The 14,074-nt window shown below is 69.6% G+C and carries 15 protein-coding genes; 8 read left to right on the forward strand and 7 right to left on the reverse strand.

Annotated elements, in window-relative coordinates:
* The first annotated feature begins 29 nt into the window (after positions 1 to 29).
* The 4 genes from AC1DWC_RS05190 to AC1DWC_RS05205 all read left to right on the forward strand — a co-directional run bounded on the left by AC1DWC_RS05190 (position 30) and on the right by AC1DWC_RS05205 (position 3,003).
* Positions 30 to 437 (forward strand): hypothetical protein, encoded by a 408-nt coding sequence (locus AC1DWC_RS05190; protein ID WP_477906468.1) that lies wholly within the window; start codon positions 30 to 32, stop codon positions 435 to 437.
* 56 nt (positions 438 to 493) lie between these two features.
* Positions 494 to 925, forward strand: a complete 432-nt coding sequence (locus AC1DWC_RS05195) for a hypothetical protein (protein ID WP_477906469.1) — start codon at positions 494 to 496, stop codon at positions 923 to 925.
* Between the two features lie 90 nt (positions 926 to 1,015).
* Complete coding sequence (locus AC1DWC_RS05200; RefSeq protein WP_477837564.1) at positions 1,016 to 1,387, forward strand: DUF4259 domain-containing protein; 372 nt, start codon at positions 1,016 to 1,018, stop codon at positions 1,385 to 1,387.
* A complete protein-coding gene (locus tag AC1DWC_RS05205) occupies positions 1,384 to 3,003 on the forward strand; it encodes a hypothetical protein (RefSeq protein WP_477906470.1) in 1,620 nt (539 codons plus the stop codon). Before AC1DWC_RS05200 ends, AC1DWC_RS05205 begins: the two co-directional genes overlap by 4 nt.
* A gap of 3 nt (positions 3,004 to 3,006) precedes the next feature.
* On the opposite strand, the gene AC1DWC_RS05210 is transcribed toward AC1DWC_RS05205, so the two are convergent.
* On the reverse strand, positions 3,007 to 3,348 hold the full coding sequence (locus AC1DWC_RS05210; RefSeq protein WP_477906471.1) for a Rieske 2Fe-2S domain-containing protein: 342 nt from the start codon (positions 3,346 to 3,348) through the stop codon (positions 3,007 to 3,009).
* 289 nt (positions 3,349 to 3,637) lie between these two features.
* Between AC1DWC_RS05210 and AC1DWC_RS05215 the strand changes: the two genes are divergently transcribed.
* From AC1DWC_RS05215 to AC1DWC_RS05230, 4 genes are all read left to right on the forward strand, one after another.
* Positions 3,638 to 4,492 (forward strand): hypothetical protein, encoded by an 855-nt coding sequence (locus tag AC1DWC_RS05215; RefSeq protein WP_477906472.1) that lies wholly within the window; start codon positions 3,638 to 3,640, stop codon positions 4,490 to 4,492.
* A 211-nt stretch (positions 4,493 to 4,703) separates the two neighbouring features.
* Entirely contained in the window at positions 4,704 to 5,360 is a 657-nt protein-coding gene (locus AC1DWC_RS05220; protein WP_477906473.1) for a hypothetical protein, read from the forward strand.
* A 48-nt stretch (positions 5,361 to 5,408) separates the two neighbouring features.
* Positions 5,409 to 7,058: a GMC oxidoreductase gene (locus AC1DWC_RS05225; protein ID WP_477906474.1), complete on the forward strand. Its 1,650-nt coding sequence runs from the start codon at positions 5,409 to 5,411 to the stop codon at positions 7,056 to 7,058.
* A 49-nt stretch (positions 7,059 to 7,107) separates the two neighbouring features.
* A complete protein-coding gene (locus AC1DWC_RS05230; protein WP_477906475.1) occupies positions 7,108 to 7,623 on the forward strand; it encodes a putative immunity protein in 516 nt (171 codons plus the stop codon).
* 170 nt (positions 7,624 to 7,793) lie between these two features.
* Here the strand turns inward: AC1DWC_RS05230 and erm are convergent, their stop codons facing one another.
* From erm to AC1DWC_RS05260, 6 genes are all read right to left on the reverse strand, one after another.
* Complete coding sequence (erm, locus tag AC1DWC_RS05235) at positions 7,794 to 8,606, reverse strand: 23S ribosomal RNA methyltransferase Erm (protein WP_477906476.1); 813 nt, start codon at positions 8,604 to 8,606, stop codon at positions 7,794 to 7,796.
* A gap of 268 nt (positions 8,607 to 8,874) precedes the next feature.
* Complete coding sequence (locus AC1DWC_RS05240; RefSeq protein ID WP_477906477.1) at positions 8,875 to 9,756, reverse strand: STM4011 family radical SAM protein; 882 nt, start codon at positions 9,754 to 9,756, stop codon at positions 8,875 to 8,877.
* A 2-nt stretch (positions 9,757 to 9,758) separates the two neighbouring features.
* Positions 9,759 to 11,123: an STM4012 family radical SAM protein gene (locus AC1DWC_RS05245; protein WP_477906478.1), complete on the reverse strand. Its 1,365-nt coding sequence runs from the start codon at positions 11,121 to 11,123 to the stop codon at positions 9,759 to 9,761.
* Complete coding sequence (locus tag AC1DWC_RS05250; RefSeq protein ID WP_477906479.1) at positions 11,120 to 11,986, reverse strand: STM4013/SEN3800 family hydrolase; 867 nt, start codon at positions 11,984 to 11,986, stop codon at positions 11,120 to 11,122. Before AC1DWC_RS05250 ends, AC1DWC_RS05245 begins: the two co-directional genes overlap by 4 nt.
* Positions 11,973 to 13,067, reverse strand: coding sequence for an STM4014 family protein (locus AC1DWC_RS05255; protein ID WP_477906480.1), 1,095 nt, complete (start codon positions 13,065 to 13,067; stop codon positions 11,973 to 11,975). Before AC1DWC_RS05255 ends, AC1DWC_RS05250 begins: the two co-directional genes overlap by 14 nt.
* On the reverse strand, positions 13,064 to 14,017 hold the full coding sequence (locus AC1DWC_RS05260) for an STM4015 family protein (protein ID WP_477906481.1): 954 nt from the start codon (positions 14,015 to 14,017) through the stop codon (positions 13,064 to 13,066). Before AC1DWC_RS05260 ends, AC1DWC_RS05255 begins: the two co-directional genes overlap by 4 nt.
* Positions 14,018 to 14,074: the final 57 nt, after the last annotated feature.

A 14,074-nucleotide genomic window follows, 5' to 3' on the forward strand; every position in this document is an offset into this window, starting at 1 on the left:
CGGCGACAGGAATGCGATAGGAAATAGGCATGACGCCGGAGGAGCACGCTGCCCGCATCCGCTCACTGGGACTGCCGGAGGTAGTCGTGCGCATCGCCCTCGAGGGTGGCGTGACCGTGCACCCGGTCCTGCAGAACCAGGCCGACTCGGTGTGGGCGCCGGCCTGGTCGATCGTCGAGCGGCATCCCGAACTCGTGCCGTTGTGGGGCTCGGGTGCCACCGCGGTGCTCGCCGCGCCCGACGGTACCGTGCACTGGTGGAGCGCCGAGCACCCGGACGAACCGCTCGACACCTACCCCGACTTCGCGGCCGCCGTACGCAAAGTACTCACCGACCTCTGGGAACTGGATGCGGACGACGATGACCGTAACGCCGTCGCCGAGATGCTGCTGCCTACCGAGAAGGTCGAGGCAGCCCTCGAACCGGTCGAGCGCTGAGCGACGCACTTGAATTGACGAGTACGGCCGACACGCCGTGCAGAGGAGGCGAAGAAATGGCAGGCGGCTTCCCCGTGTTCCGGCTGTTCTCCGACGCGTCCGGGAGCGCGGTCCTTGTCAGGTTTCGGATGCCGGCCTTTTCGTCCACGAACGCTGACAGTGAAGACCACGCAGGGAACCAAGCCGACCGCATTACCCGTGACCTGCTCGACGCCATGCCTTCCGAGCGCGGACCATTCACGTTCATCGGCGCGCTCGAGGGGTACCCAGTCGGCGACATCCTCTTCGACGACACCGTGACAGCCGCCGAGCTCTGGTGGGCGCCAACCCGATACGGACCCACGTGGCTTGTCCTCGGAACCGCAGCCGACGAATCGAGTTTCTGGCGGCTCGTCGACGACGACGATGACCTCAGCACGCTCGGAGCCCACGGGCCGGTAACACGCCGGCGCGCCACCGTCATCGGAGCTCTCGCCCAAACCAACTGAGTCGCCCGGGACCCGGTCCGTCGATCGGCGGAACGTCGGTGCTGTCTGGTTCAATGTCGCCAGTATCGGACGCGGGAGGGTGAGGACACCATGGGGACTTGGGGCAGCGGCAATTTCGACGACGACACCGCCGCCGATCATCTTTCGGACCTGACCGGCAGGCTCGTCGACGAGGTCACCAAGGCGATGTCCGGTGACGCGGTCGAGATCGAGCCGGACGAGTACTGGGGCGTCGCGGTGCCTTGCAACCTGGAGTTGCTTCACCTGCTCGCGCAGCAGCCCTACGTCGGGGTCAGCCTGCCCGACCCGGAGACCATCGTGGGATGGAAGGACCGGTTCCTGGCCGTCTGGGAGGGGGCGATCGACGGGCTGGAGCCCAAGCCGGACTACAAGGAGCGGCGGCGCGAGGTCCTCGTGCGGACCTTCGACCAACTGGCGGAGTTGGCGAGGCGCGAGGGATGAGCACGGAGCGCACACTGACCGAATCCGAATCACCGTCCACTGCCGCACCCGGCGATGTCTTCGTCTTCCCCCTCGAACGGATTGGTCGCTACGGAGCCTGCCAGGTCGTCGCGGTCGACGAGTCCCGGGATCTCGCGACGGCCGCAGTCCTCGCCTGGACGGGCACCGAGATTCCGGACGTCACCACGCTGGCCGGCGTGCCGCGGATGGTGCGGGACTACATGTTCTGGACCCCGGAGGAGATGTTGAGGAACGTCCCCCTGCGCGTTCCCGCCTCCTACCTTCGGATCGGTTCGCTCCCCGTGACCGGCGAGACCGTCTCCCGTGCCTACTTCGCGTGGGAGTTCGACCGGGACGTCGAGCGGCAGTGCCGCTGGGACTCGATTCCCAGCGAGACGAGGACCGCGTTCTCGGCCGCGCTGGACGGTGGAGAAATGGCGCCGACACCGGGCCTCACGGACTCGCGCAGCGGCGAACAGTACGAGGCGCGCCTGGCCCATGCCCGCCGATTCAGTGACGACGCCGGCTACCGGATCGGCGACGACTTCAGCCTGGAATCGCTGCGCGCCTGGCCCGCCCTCTACCAGGTGGAGCTCCACGCGTGGCGCGACGACCTCCTGCCGTTCCTGGAAGCTTCACTGCTGGTGAAGGAACTGAGCCTCACCGGTCACGGACAACGGGAACTCGACTTCTCCCGCACGAACCTCGACCAACTCCAGATCGACATCACGGGACTACAACGACTCGTGCTCCCGCAGAGCCTCGACCACCTCACCTTGCGCGGCGAAGGCGCGGTCAACAGCTTCGACTCGCTGGACGCAATGATCGACGAGCTGAGCGCGGAGGAGCCCGCGTCGGAGCAGATGCTGCAGGTGGTCGCCGAGCGGGACGGCCGCTGGATCACGGTGAACCTCACCGGCGCCGTGCCGCCGGTGCGCGGCCTGGAGCGCACGCACGGCCTGCGGATCAGCGCCATCGAGGAGCTCGCGCTCGGTGACGTCGCCGAGCATTTCCCGGAGGCCTCCTGGCTCCACCTGTTCGGAGCCCCCGGTCTGCTCGACGAACTCGAGGAACTGCAGAGGCTGCCGCGGCTGGACACCCTGTGGATCTGCGACCTGTTCGGCTACGGCCCTTCCGACTTCCCGGGGCCCGACGAGCTCCCGTCCCTCACCGGCCTCGACCTCGACAGCATCCCCGCAGACGTCGCCACCGGCGTGCGCGCCCAGTACGCGTTGGTGCCGCGGGTCGAACTCACCGTCCGCAAACCTCGCAAACCCGAATGGCTGGCCGAGAACCTGGAGAACCCGCTCCGCCACTGGGACGGCCGTGACGGCATCCCCGATGCGGTCTCGAAGAAGGCCCGCGCAGCGTTCGTCGCGGCGCTCCGTCAGGTCCGCGAGGCCTGCGGCACCGACGAACCCACGCACACCGAATCGGTCATCACGGCGGTCACGGAGTTCCTCGACACAATCGCCACTCTCAACCGCAAGCATCAATTCCTCTACACCCTGGAACGCGATGAGGTCATCGACGCCGTCAACGCCCTGACCGAGAGTCTTTCCCCCGAAGCTGGTCGCGCTCTCGAACCGCTCATCGAGGACGCGCTGGACGACTGAACGTCAGTGAAGCCCCTCCGGGTCGTGCCACACGAACAGCTGCTGGTCCCGCTCGCGGGTCGCCCACGCGCGGGTGGGCGTCGGGTGTGGTGACCCGCCAGCCGCTTCGCCGTTTCCGTCCCAGCGCCAGCGGTGGATCGGGCAGTCGATCGTTCCGCCCACGACGGAGCCGTTGCTCAGGTCGCCGCCCATGTGCGGGCAGCGGGCGTCGAGAATCCTGATCTCGCCCCGGCTGTCGGCGAACGCGACGAGCTTGGTGCCGAACATCGCGATGGCATGTGGCTTGCCGTCGCGGTAGTTCTCGGCCGGTCCGAGGCAGTGCCATCCCGTCTCGACAGCGGTCAACGTGCGTCCCTTCGTTCCTGGTGTAGGCGCGCACCGTCCAGGGTCCAGTCGCGCGGCGCGGCGCGGCGTAGGCGTCGATTGACGCAAGCGTAGAAACGGCCGTGGCCGAGATGGAACGACTTCTCCCGCAGGGCGGGAGGGATCGAGCCGCGCAAGTGGTGCGTATCTGAGGGGTGGCTGTTGCCACCCCTCAGGGGACTGTTCGCATGCCGGGCACTCGACGGATGCTGGGGATCTGACGTCGACCACTCGCTGGGAGAGGCCCCTCGACCGGAAGGAACCCACCGCCATGCCACGCATCCTCGGCACCACCGTCCCTGACGTACATGAACACGGGCCGCCGGTCGCCTTGCCCGCCGTCGAATCCGTCCGTAAGGCGGTCCGCCACCACTGGGCCTACGCCCGGATCGGCATGTACCTGCTGCTCGCGTCCCTGCCGCTGCTTGCGATCTCGGCTCACGTGTTCGGTGTGGTGCCGATGAGTGCCACCGGTCCGCTGGTGATCATTCCGCTCGCGGCCACCCTCGCCGTGTTGTGCGTGTTCGCTCCGCACCCGATCGACCGCATCGTCGGCCATGGCCTCGGCTGGGGGATGTTCGCGTGTCTGGCCTATGACGTCTTCCGTCTCGACACCGTGTATCTGCTCGGCCTCTGGGGCGACTTCATTCCGCACATGGGTACGTGGCTCCACTCGGGAACCGATGCCCGGACCGGCGCGATCGTCGGCTACCTGTGGCGCTACCTCGGCGACGGCGGCGGAATCGGAATCGCCTTCTTCCTCATCGCCCTCGCGTTCGGCCTCCAGCATCGGTCACGCCGCACCGTCCTCCTCGCATTCGTCGCCTTCGCGGTGTTCCCCGTCTGGTCCGGCCTCATCGGGACGGTGGCCCTGTCGCCGCGCGGTCAACAGGACATGTTTCCGCTCACGCCGACGACGATCACACTGTCGCTGATCGGGCACCTGATCTTCGGGCTCGTGCTCGGCCTGGGCTTCCTGCGTGCGCGGGGCCGCCTCGGCCAGCACTGGCCGTGGCCGCCGCTGTTCCCGGTGCGGTCGAGGGCCGGTGCGGGACAGTCGCGCGTCGCGGCGCCGTCGCCCGCGTGTGGTGAATGCGGAGCGACTGCGGTCGAGGCCGAGCGGTAGCCGACCCTCGGCCGGTGCAGGCCGGGCCGTCCTGCGGCAGAGCGGGTATGAATGTGGCGTCGCCCAGTCGTGCAACGCATCTTGCCGCACCCTGGGTCGACAACCCGCCCCTCGAAGGTGCAAGGCTCCGGGTCGACGGACCGATCCGATGCCGATGGGCAGCAAGGGAAGTGCGGTCCGACCGACGGCGAAACGACAGGAAGGTCTCCACGTGCCCACCCCTCAGCTCCTCGAATCGCTCCCGGACCCCGAGGAGTTGCGGCGCCGCAGCATCGTGCTGGCCGCACTCGACGCGGTCATGACCACCGGTGCCTCCAAGTACATGTACCGACCGGGCTGGCGGGCCGACGAGTCGCTGGCCTCGATGGACAACGGCGCCGGCGACGAGTACTCGATCGTCTTCGGTCCCAACGGAACCTACATTCGGGGATTTGACCACGAATCGGTCATGAACACCTACGACCGGGCCGATGCCGCCCTCTGGCCGGGGCTCGTCGACCACCTGCCCGCCGTGTTTCGTTCCTACACAGATGATTTCACTCTCGACGGCGTGCCGACGATGACGGTGTGCCTGTGGTGGGCGGTGGGTGACTCGTCGTGGAACTGCTCGGACTTCGCCGATCCCGACGGCGATGTCTACGCGGACGGGGCGTCGTGGATGTTCGGGGCCTTGACCGACTGGACCCTGGACGGCTTCCTCGACCACGCGGCCTACTACGGGGGCGAGATGAGTCCGGCTGTCGCGCACCACCTCATGGCGTCGCTCCCGCTCACCGACGAGCACATTGCCGTCCTGAATCCCGCGGCGGACGCGACCGGGGTCCTTGCCGACGTCGCGGCGCTCCGGTATCCCGTGCAGGCGGACTGAACGCGTAGCGACGCCCGCGCGCGGCCGTGGGCGCGTATCTTCCACCGAGTGACCACAGCCGAGTTTGCAGCACGCGTCCCGCACAGCCGACGATCCGTCCTCCGCGGGGCGGCCCTGAGCCTGGGTGCCATCGCCGCCGGATCCGTCGTCGGACCGTTGGCCAACGCGCAGGTCGGGGCGGCGCCGACGGCGCTGCGCGGTAAGACCGCGGTCGTCGTCGGCAGCGGGTTCGGGGGCGCGGTCGCGGCACTGCGCCTCGGCCAGGCCGGTGTGCAGACCACGGTCCTCGAGCGCGGTCGGCGGTGGCCGATCGACCCGGCCGGCAACACCTTCTGCGCCGTCAACGAACCGGACCGCCGGGCCGCCTGGTTCGCCGACCAGTCCCCGATCAACCCGCTGACCAAGTTCACGCGCATCGACCGCTACCCCGGCCTCATCGACCGGGTCAAGGGCAACGGCATCGACGCGCTGTACGGGTCGGGGGTCGGCGGCGGCTCACTGGCGTTCGGCGCGTTCACCCCGCAGCCGCGGCGCAAGGACTTCACCCAGGTCTTTCCCGCCCAGATCGACTACGACGAACTGGATCGGACCTACTACCCGCGGGCCCGGAAGATGCTGGGCACCTCGCCGCTGCCGGCGGACCTGCTCGCGCATCCGAACTACCGGGGGGCGCGGGCCTGGCTGGACTACATCGAGGACTTCGGCGGCGAACCCGTCCTGCACGACTTCTGCGTCAACTGGGACGTCGTCCGCGACGAGCTCGCCGGGCGCAGGCCCGCGTCCTACTCGATCGGGGAGGGCCCGTACGGCACCAACTCCGGCGCCAAGAACAGCGTCGACCACAACTACCTGCCAGCCGCCGAGGCCACCGGAAACGTGTCCATCCTGCCGTTGCACGAGGTGGTCGAGATTCGCGAGGTGCCGGGGCAGGACCGCTTCGAGGTGTCGGCCAAGCGGATCGACGAGACCGGCGCGGTGCTCGAACACAAGACGTTCGTCGCCGACTTCGTGTTCATGGCCGCCGGCTCGTTCTACACCAGCTCGCTGTTGGCCACCGCGAAGGCGAAGGGCACGCTGACCCGGCTGAACGACAAGGTCGGCAAGGGATACGGCACCAACGGCGACTTCCTGATGTCGCGAGTCCTCCTGCGCCGCGACTGCGGTGCCAAGCAGGGTGGGCCCGGCGTCGCCGTCATGTACGACGACGACAATCCGGACGGGCCCATCTCCATCTCCTGGGAGGCCTCGCCGTTCCCGGACGTCGCCGGCGGCGGCATGATGGCCAACCTGATCCAGGTGATCACCGACGAACGCGGCAGCGTCGACTACAACCCGGCGACGGGCCGCGCCGAACTCAACTACCCGTTCGGCGAGGCGAACAGTGACGTCGACGCGCGCGGCAGGAACTTCGCCGGCCGCTTCCACGAGCGCACCGAGGTCCGGCAGGGTTCGCCCGCGACCGGGATCCCGGTCTACACCCGGCTGAGCGACTTCGGCTCGGGCTGCACCTGGCACGGACTCGGCGGTGCGGTGATGGGGCAGGCCTGCGACTTCGACGGCAAGGTCGACGGGTACCCGAACCTGTTCGTCGTCGACGGTGCCCTCCTGCCCGGGTCGACGGCGCTGGTCAACCCGGCACTGACAATCACGGCGGTGGCCGAACGTTGCCTGGACCGGTTCGTGCAGTCCCGATCGTGACGCGACGCCCTCGGGTGTCGGGCGGATGCAAGCAGAAGGAGTGCCGACCATGATCCTCCCGAAGGTCCGGGACCCTCGCTTCGTGACGATCCGACGCGGCGGGACCCTCACCGATTCGGATCACCGTCTCCTCGCCCTCTGGGCGGCATCGTGCGCGGAGCACGTCCTGGGTCTCTTCGAGTCGGCTCGGCCGCAGGACCCGCGGCCGCGGCAGGCGATCGAGCACGCCCGAGCCTGGGTGGGTGGCGAGGTCAAGATGATGCAGGCCCGCGCGGCGGGCGGCCATGCAATGGGCGCGGCCAGGGACCTGCGTGGGGCGCCGCGGCACGCCGCGTACGCCGCCGGCCAGGCCGGGGCCGTCGCACACGTCGCCGCGCACGAGCTCGGCGCGGCCGCCTATGCGATCAAGGCCGCGCGTGCCGCCGCGCCGGAGGGCGAGGGCGAGGCCGCAGGGCGACTCGAGTGCCAGTGGCAGCGCGACCAGCTCCCGGACGCAATTCGCGAGCTGGTCCTCGACGACCAGCGGTTGCGGAACGACATCTGCTGGTCGGTGTTCGACTGCTGAGTGCGTCGCCCGCACCGCCACACGCGGAGCAGTGTCGGTCGAGCGGGTCGTTGTCGGGACAACAGTCGAGTGAGGTCCCCGGCAACGGCCCGTTCGCGTAGCCGAACCCATGCGAGCGAAGCGTGCACACCCGGGCATCAATGGGGCTCGACACCCGGGTGTGCGCCCGGTCAGCGGAGCAATCGGTCAGCCAAGGTGATCCAATGGTCTGGATGGACGAAAGCCACCACTGTGTCGTGGGCGATCCCCGCCCGTGCGAAGGCGTCGTCCACTCCGGTGTATCGCGTGGACAACGATGCGTGCAACGACCCGCCGATGCCGGCGAAACCCAACTTCACCATGTCCTGGTAGGCGGGGCTCTCGGCCACCAGCGGTCCGGGCCGTCGCTCGATCCGCAGTATCGCCGAGTCGACCGACGGCACCGGCCTGAAGCTCTCCCGGCCGATCCGTCCGAGCAACTCCCAGGTGAACCACGGCCAGCTCTCGACCGTGACCAGGCTCCAGCGGCCGAAGTCGCCGGACCGTTTGCGCGCGTACTCCAATTGCGTGACAAGTGTCGCCGATGTCAGCGACGGGGCCCGCAGGCACCAGTCGACGATCTTCGACGTGATCGAAAACGGGATGTTGCCGACCACCGCGAACGGCTCGCGCGGCGGCCGGGCTGCGGTGAAGTCGCCCCTGACGACCTCGAGCCCGGTCCTGGCCTTGAGCTGGACGGCCAGTAGCGGGTCGATCTCGTAGCCGACGACATCGGCTCCGGTTCCGGCCAGGGCGACGGTGAGCGCGCCCTTGCCGGACCCGGGCTCCAGGACGAGGCCGACCGGTCTGGCCGCCTCGACCACCTGGTCGACGGCGCGCCTGTCGGTCAGGAAGTTCTGCGAGAGCTCGCGCCTGGCTCGGTCTCTGGGCGTGTGACCGCCCTTGCTGCGAGCCTTCGTCTGCGTGTGTGAATAGTTTCCGTGTGCGAATGACTGTGATGCCACAGCTGCTGCCCTTCCGGGTCCTCGAGTGAAAGAAGGTCTCGAAGGGCCCTGGGCGCGCCGGCGCGACCGGGGGGTCCGCTAGCGGGCCAGAGCCCGGCTGTGGCGGATGCGGATGAAGTGAAGACAATGCATGCGAGAGAACGTACGGCGTCGTCCCTGCCGCGGCAACGCAATTAATTGAGCCGCGGCCTCAATCGGATTCGAACCACTTCACGGACAGCGTCCGGGTTGCGGCGCGAGGCCGGCCCCGGTGACGGCGGTCGGACGGCTAATCGTTCTCGTGCTGTCGACGCGCGGGGAGCGGCAGCCACACCGGCTCCGCCGGGATCCGTTCCAGCACACCGCCGGCGAAGACGTCGTACATCGGAAGCTGCTCGGCATGCACGTAGCCGATGTGGCAGTCGCACACGTCCAGCGGACAGGGGCGCGGCCGCAACGCCTGCTCGAAGGATCCGTCGTACAGGTTGCCCAGTTCCTCGGGGACGAAATGGCAGCGCCGGACGGTGCCGGCACCGTCGACGGACACCACCGAGTCCCCCGTGCGGCACGCGCGCCCCCGCGTCCGGTGCGGACGCCGGCTGAACCCGAAGAGCGGGTCGATCCCGACCCAGTCGGCCGCGTCGGCGTCGGTGTACTCGTGGCCCTCGGCGGCGTTGACCCACAGGTACACCGAATCGGGCAGCTCGGCGCGCAGCCGCCGGGCCGCCTCGAGATGCTCCGGCAGTCCGACGACACCCACGCTGAAGCGCACGCCGAGCGCGGTCAGCTCGGCGGTCTTGGTCAGGAACCGGTCGTGGGGAGTCTGACCCGGGTGGTACGTGCACCACAGCGCGACCGCGTCGCGGTCGGCGTCGGCGAGCCAGCCGGTGCGACAGCTGAGGTTGGTCTGGATCGCCACCCTGCGAACCCGGGGCAGCCGCGACAGCGTCACCAGGGCTCGCCGGTACCAGGACCGAACCAGCCCCTCGCCCCACGGAGTGAACAGGATCGAGAGCTCCCGGTCCTGGTCCGCCACCCACGCGCAGAACCGGTCCAGGTCGGCCCGGTCGGCGCGCAGCTGCTCGGGGGTGTCCCGGCGTTTGGCGAACGGGCAGTACGGGCAGTCGTAGTCGCAGGACGCCAGCGGGCCCCGGTACAGGATGGTCAGCACCGTCAGCGGCCTTCGTACTCGGCCATCGCCGCCCGGACCTGCGGTGAGAACAGCTCCGGTCCGAGGGCGTCGGAGTAGGCCAGTCCCAGTGCGGTCAGCCGCACCCGGTCACCGTCGGAGAGAAGCCATCCGCGTTCGGTCCACCGGTCCAGCTCGGCGCCGAAATGCTCATGCGGGTCGACGCCGAACTGAGAACGGTAGTCCGCCAACGGCATTCCCGCCGCCTGCAGCACGGACTGCAGCAGGTGCCGGCGTCGGGCCTCGTCCTCGGTCATGGTGTGGCCCACCACGGCGCGGCGGAAGTCCGAGGTGGTGCCCGCCACGAAGTCGTCGATGATGGCGCGTACCTCCGTCGCGCCGACCGCGTAGTCGAAGGAGTAGTGCAGCCCTCGGGTGTACGACCTTGCGCCACAACCGAGTCCGATCATTCCGTCGGTCTGGCAGGCGTAGTCGTTCGGACCGAAATCGGGTGCGTCGGCGCGGCGGAACATGCGCATCGACTCCTGGACGTAGCCCGATGCGATCAGGTGATCGCGTCCGCGGCGGTACAGGTCCAGGCGGTGGGCGTCCCATGCCGGATCGGGCCCGGCCCCGCGGCGGGCCAGACCCGTGAGCGGCCGCACGTACAGCGGGTACAGGTACAACTCCTCGGGACGCCAGGCCAGCGCGGCGTCGAGGGAGGCGATCCAGGATTCCGGTGTCTGGCCGTCGATCCCGTAGATCAGATCGATGTTCAGGACCGCGATCGCGGCGTCGCGGATCCGTTGCAGGGCGGCCTCGACGTCCGAGCGCCGCTGCGGCCGGACCGCCGCCCGGGCCTCGGTGTCGTCGAAACTCTGCACCCCGAGGCTGAGCCGGGTGACGCCGCGCTCGGCCAGCACAGCGAGCCGGTCGGCGGTGGCCGTGGCCGGGGACGCCTCCACCGACAGGGGGACGGCCCGCAGGTCGGCGCCCATGCCTTCGGCGATGTCGCACAGCCGGTTCAGTTCCGCCGCGGTCAGGTAGGTGGGGGTACCGCCGCCGAACGCCGCCGTCGCGAACCGGGCCGACGGTGTCAGGGCCTCGCGCACCGCCTCGGCCTGCCGCTCGAGGGCGTCGAGGTATCGGGTGGTCAGCTCGCCCGGTGCGCCGACCCGGGTGAAGAGGTTGCAGAAGCCGCAGCGCACCTCGCAGAACGGCACATGCAGGTACAGCGACAGTGCGTCCTGTGGTTCGTCCGCCCACAGTTCGGTCAGGGTTGGACGCGGGTGCAGCGGCCGGTACGCCGTCTTGTGCGGATACGCGTACACGTAGTTCTGGTACGGCGGAACGTATCCCGTCGGCGCCACGCCCGGAGGCATCGGCAGGGGCAGGTCAATCGTGGTCATCGTGGTCCCTCTAGGAAGAAGTGGGCGTAGGGCACCGTCCACACCATGGGATGGCCGAGCCGATGCCCGGTGTACCCGTCCTCGCCGTAGGCGGTGCCGTGGTCGGAGCACACGATCGCGAGACACCGGCGCCGGCTCGACATTGCCGCGAACAGCCGACCGATGTGCCGATCCACGTACTCCAGCGCCGCCGCGTGCGTCGCCCGGGTGTCCCCGTGATCCGCGGTGGCTCCGTCGGTGAAGAACCAGTTCGGTTGGTGCAGCGCGGAAACGTTGACGAACAGGAAGAGGCGGCGATCGGCGGGAAGCCGAGCCACTGCCCGGGCGGCCAGGTCCACCTGTGCCTCGAACGAGGTCGGTGAGGTCACCCCGAGTTCGGGAGACCAGTGCGCCTCGTCGAACAGATCGGGAAGCACCGAACCCAGCGCACCTTGGCGGTTGAAGAAGCCGACACCGCCGATGCACACCGTGCGGTAGCCGGCGGCGGAGAGGCCCGCGACCAGATTCGACTCCGCGAACACGAAGGTCCCGTTCGCAGTGGACTCGCTCCCGGCGAATTCGGCCGCGAACAGCCGCGGGTGCGGCCCCTGCCGGGCCGGGGTGGGGAGGAACCCGGCGAACATCGCCTGGTGCGTGGCGTAGGTGAAGCTGCCGGGGGAGTGGCGTTCCTCCCATCGGCCGCCGGGCAGGTGCCGCGCCAGGTTCGGGATCCGCCCGGCGGCCGCCAGCTCGCAGGCCACGTCGTAGCGCAGGGTGTCGAGTGTGACCAGCAGGATGTCGTCGGAGCCGACGACGGCGTTCATGTCCGGCTGTGCCGCAGTCGATTCCGGCGGTGCGGCGGGCACCCCGTCAGGCCGCGACATGATCGGCCCATCCTGTGACCGCGGCCAGTTGCGCCGCATAGGTGTCGAGCCCGTCGGCGCGGCCCGGGAGCCCGCTCAGTCCCGGGAGCAGGTCACCGAACGCGTTCACCTCACCGACCGCGGCGCCGCGCCAGTTCGCGGCGGGCAGCAGGTCCACCCCGACGCACAGGGTGCGCGGGAACTGTGCGGCGGCCCGTTCCGCGACGGCGAGCGCGTTTTCCCAGCCGTATCCCGCGGCGTCGAAACCTGCCCGCGCGATCTCCAGGTCGCCGCGTTGCCCGCCCAGGTGCAGGTTGGTCATGGGGTGGGCGCTGGTGCGGAGCACCGCGTGGGTCGCCCGGCCGGCGACCACCACGATGCGCAGGTCCGCGGCGGCGCCCCGCCATGACGGCTTCGGCAACCACGCCTCGATGTGCAGGAGTTCGGCGGCCAGGGCGTCGACGAGGGCGCCGACCTCGGCTTCTCCCGTGAATCGGCGGACGCGCAGCGAGTTGTAGACACCGTCCGCCGCGATCTCCGTGCTGCTGCGGGCCTGTATCCGGTCACCGGATGCGGTCTCCACCGCGACCACCCCGGCCGCGGAGGATCCGTGCGCGGGTTTGACGAAGAACCGCCGCAACCCGGCGGCGGCGGCCAATTCGCGCACCTCCGGCCAGTCCCGCGGCACCGGCGCATCGCCGCCCGAGGTGGGGGAGGGCGGCACCGGGACGCCCCCGGCCGCGAGGGCCGCGTGGCACCGTCGCTTGTCGAACAGCACGGCCAGATCGTCCGGATCGGTCAGCGGTCGTCCGCCGCGCAGCGTTCCGACCGCGGCGAGCAGCGACGCGTACCACCGAGGGCCGCCGGCGATGCGGGTCGGATCTCCGGGTCCGCGCAGCAGCGCGTCCACCTCGGGGTCTTCGCCGGGCGAGTCGAGGCGCACCAACTCGTCGGGGTCGAACCGTGCGCCGCGCTCTGCGAGTACCTCGCGCCAGGACACCACCCGCGGGGTGGGCATGCCGGAGCGGGCCGCGGCGTCCAGCAGCATCGTCACGCGGCGGTTCTCCGGATTGCCCACTACCGCCAGGCGGGGACGTGTCATTCGCCGACCGCGACCGACCGGTAGATCGTTCCGTCGTATTCGTCCTCGTCGGCATCCTCGCTGTCGAGGTTCAGTTCCACCCCGGACGGCTCGAGTGCCGCCCGAAAACGTTCCCGCATGCCGTCGCTGAGGTAGTTGTGGTGCAGGTCCAGCGATTCGAGGTGGGTGAGCGACTGCCCGGCGAGCAGCGCCTCGCCGCCCGCGTCCAGCAGCACGCCCTTCGACAGATCCAGGGCGCGCAGTTGCGGGAGGATCGGCGCCGTCGCGACGGCGGCCGCGACCGCGTCCTGCTGGTCACTGTTCGAGAGTGCGAGGCGGGTCAACCGCGGGAGCTTCTCACCGGAGAGGATCGGGGCGAGGTCCTCGACGGACGAATCGGCACCGTACTCCTCTGTGCCCAACCACAACTCCAGTTCGGTCAGGGCCGGCAGATCCGAAGCGGCCACGGCGCGGACCACGTCGGCGGGCAGGCCACCCGTCTCGATCACCAGGCTGCGCAGGTTCTCGTGCCGGACAGGGGTCAGCTCCAGCTGGTTGCCGCCGCGTACCCCCAGGTGCTCCAGCCGAGGAAACGCCGTCAGCAGGGCCGTGACGTCCGACTGCACGATCCACGAGATCTCGCAGTCCTCGGAGGTCATGTCCCCGAGGAACAGGGACCGCAATGCGGGCAGTTCGCCGGCGGCCGCGGCGAGAGCCGCCACCACGGGAGCGGAGCCCTCGTCGTACGGATCGGACCAGCCGCCGACGACGATCGCCTGCACGCTCGCCGCCTCGACCGCGGCACGGAACTTTGCGAACGCCTCCGGCCAGTCGAAGGGCGGTTCGTACGTGGGCACGGAGATTCGCCAGGCGACCGGGCCCTGGTCGGGCACGGTGGGGGCGGTGGCAGTGTCGATGGGGAATTCCACGACGGGAAGGCCGTGGAATTCGGTCTGCAGCTCTGTGATCACCTGGGGCGCTCCTGGTTCTCGGGCGGATTCGACGGGGATTATGCCGGACTTGCGAAG

The sequence above is a fragment of the Rhodococcus sp. P4_C10 genome (genome assembly GCF_056402135.1).

Bases quoted from the DNA above. Each gene is read 5' to 3' on its own strand.
- AC1DWC_RS05200 (WP_477837564.1), top strand. From the start codon at position 1,016: ATGGGGACTTGGGGCAGCGGCAATTTCGACGACGACACCGCCGCCGAT.
- AC1DWC_RS05205 (WP_477906470.1), top strand. From the start codon at position 1,384: ATGAGCACGGAGCGCACACTGACCGAATCCGAATCACCGTCCACTGCC.
- AC1DWC_RS05215 (WP_477906472.1), top strand. From the start codon at position 3,638: ATGCCACGCATCCTCGGCACCACCGTCCCTGACGTACATGAACACGGG.
- AC1DWC_RS05190 (WP_477906468.1), top strand. From the start codon at position 30: ATGACGCCGGAGGAGCACGCTGCCCGCATCCGCTCACTGGGACTGCCG.
- AC1DWC_RS05255 (WP_477906480.1), bottom strand. From the start codon at position 13,067: ATGACACGTCCCCGCCTGGCGGTAGTGGGCAATCCGGAGAACCGCCGC.
- AC1DWC_RS05230 (WP_477906475.1), top strand. From the start codon at position 7,108: ATGATCCTCCCGAAGGTCCGGGACCCTCGCTTCGTGACGATCCGACGC.
- AC1DWC_RS05250 (WP_477906479.1), bottom strand. From the start codon at position 11,986: ATGTCGCGGCCTGACGGGGTGCCCGCCGCACCGCCGGAATCGACTGCG.
- AC1DWC_RS05195 (WP_477906469.1), top strand. From the start codon at position 494: ATGGCAGGCGGCTTCCCCGTGTTCCGGCTGTTCTCCGACGCGTCCGGG.
- AC1DWC_RS05245 (WP_477906478.1), bottom strand. From the start codon at position 11,123: ATGACCACGATTGACCTGCCCCTGCCGATGCCTCCGGGCGTGGCGCCG.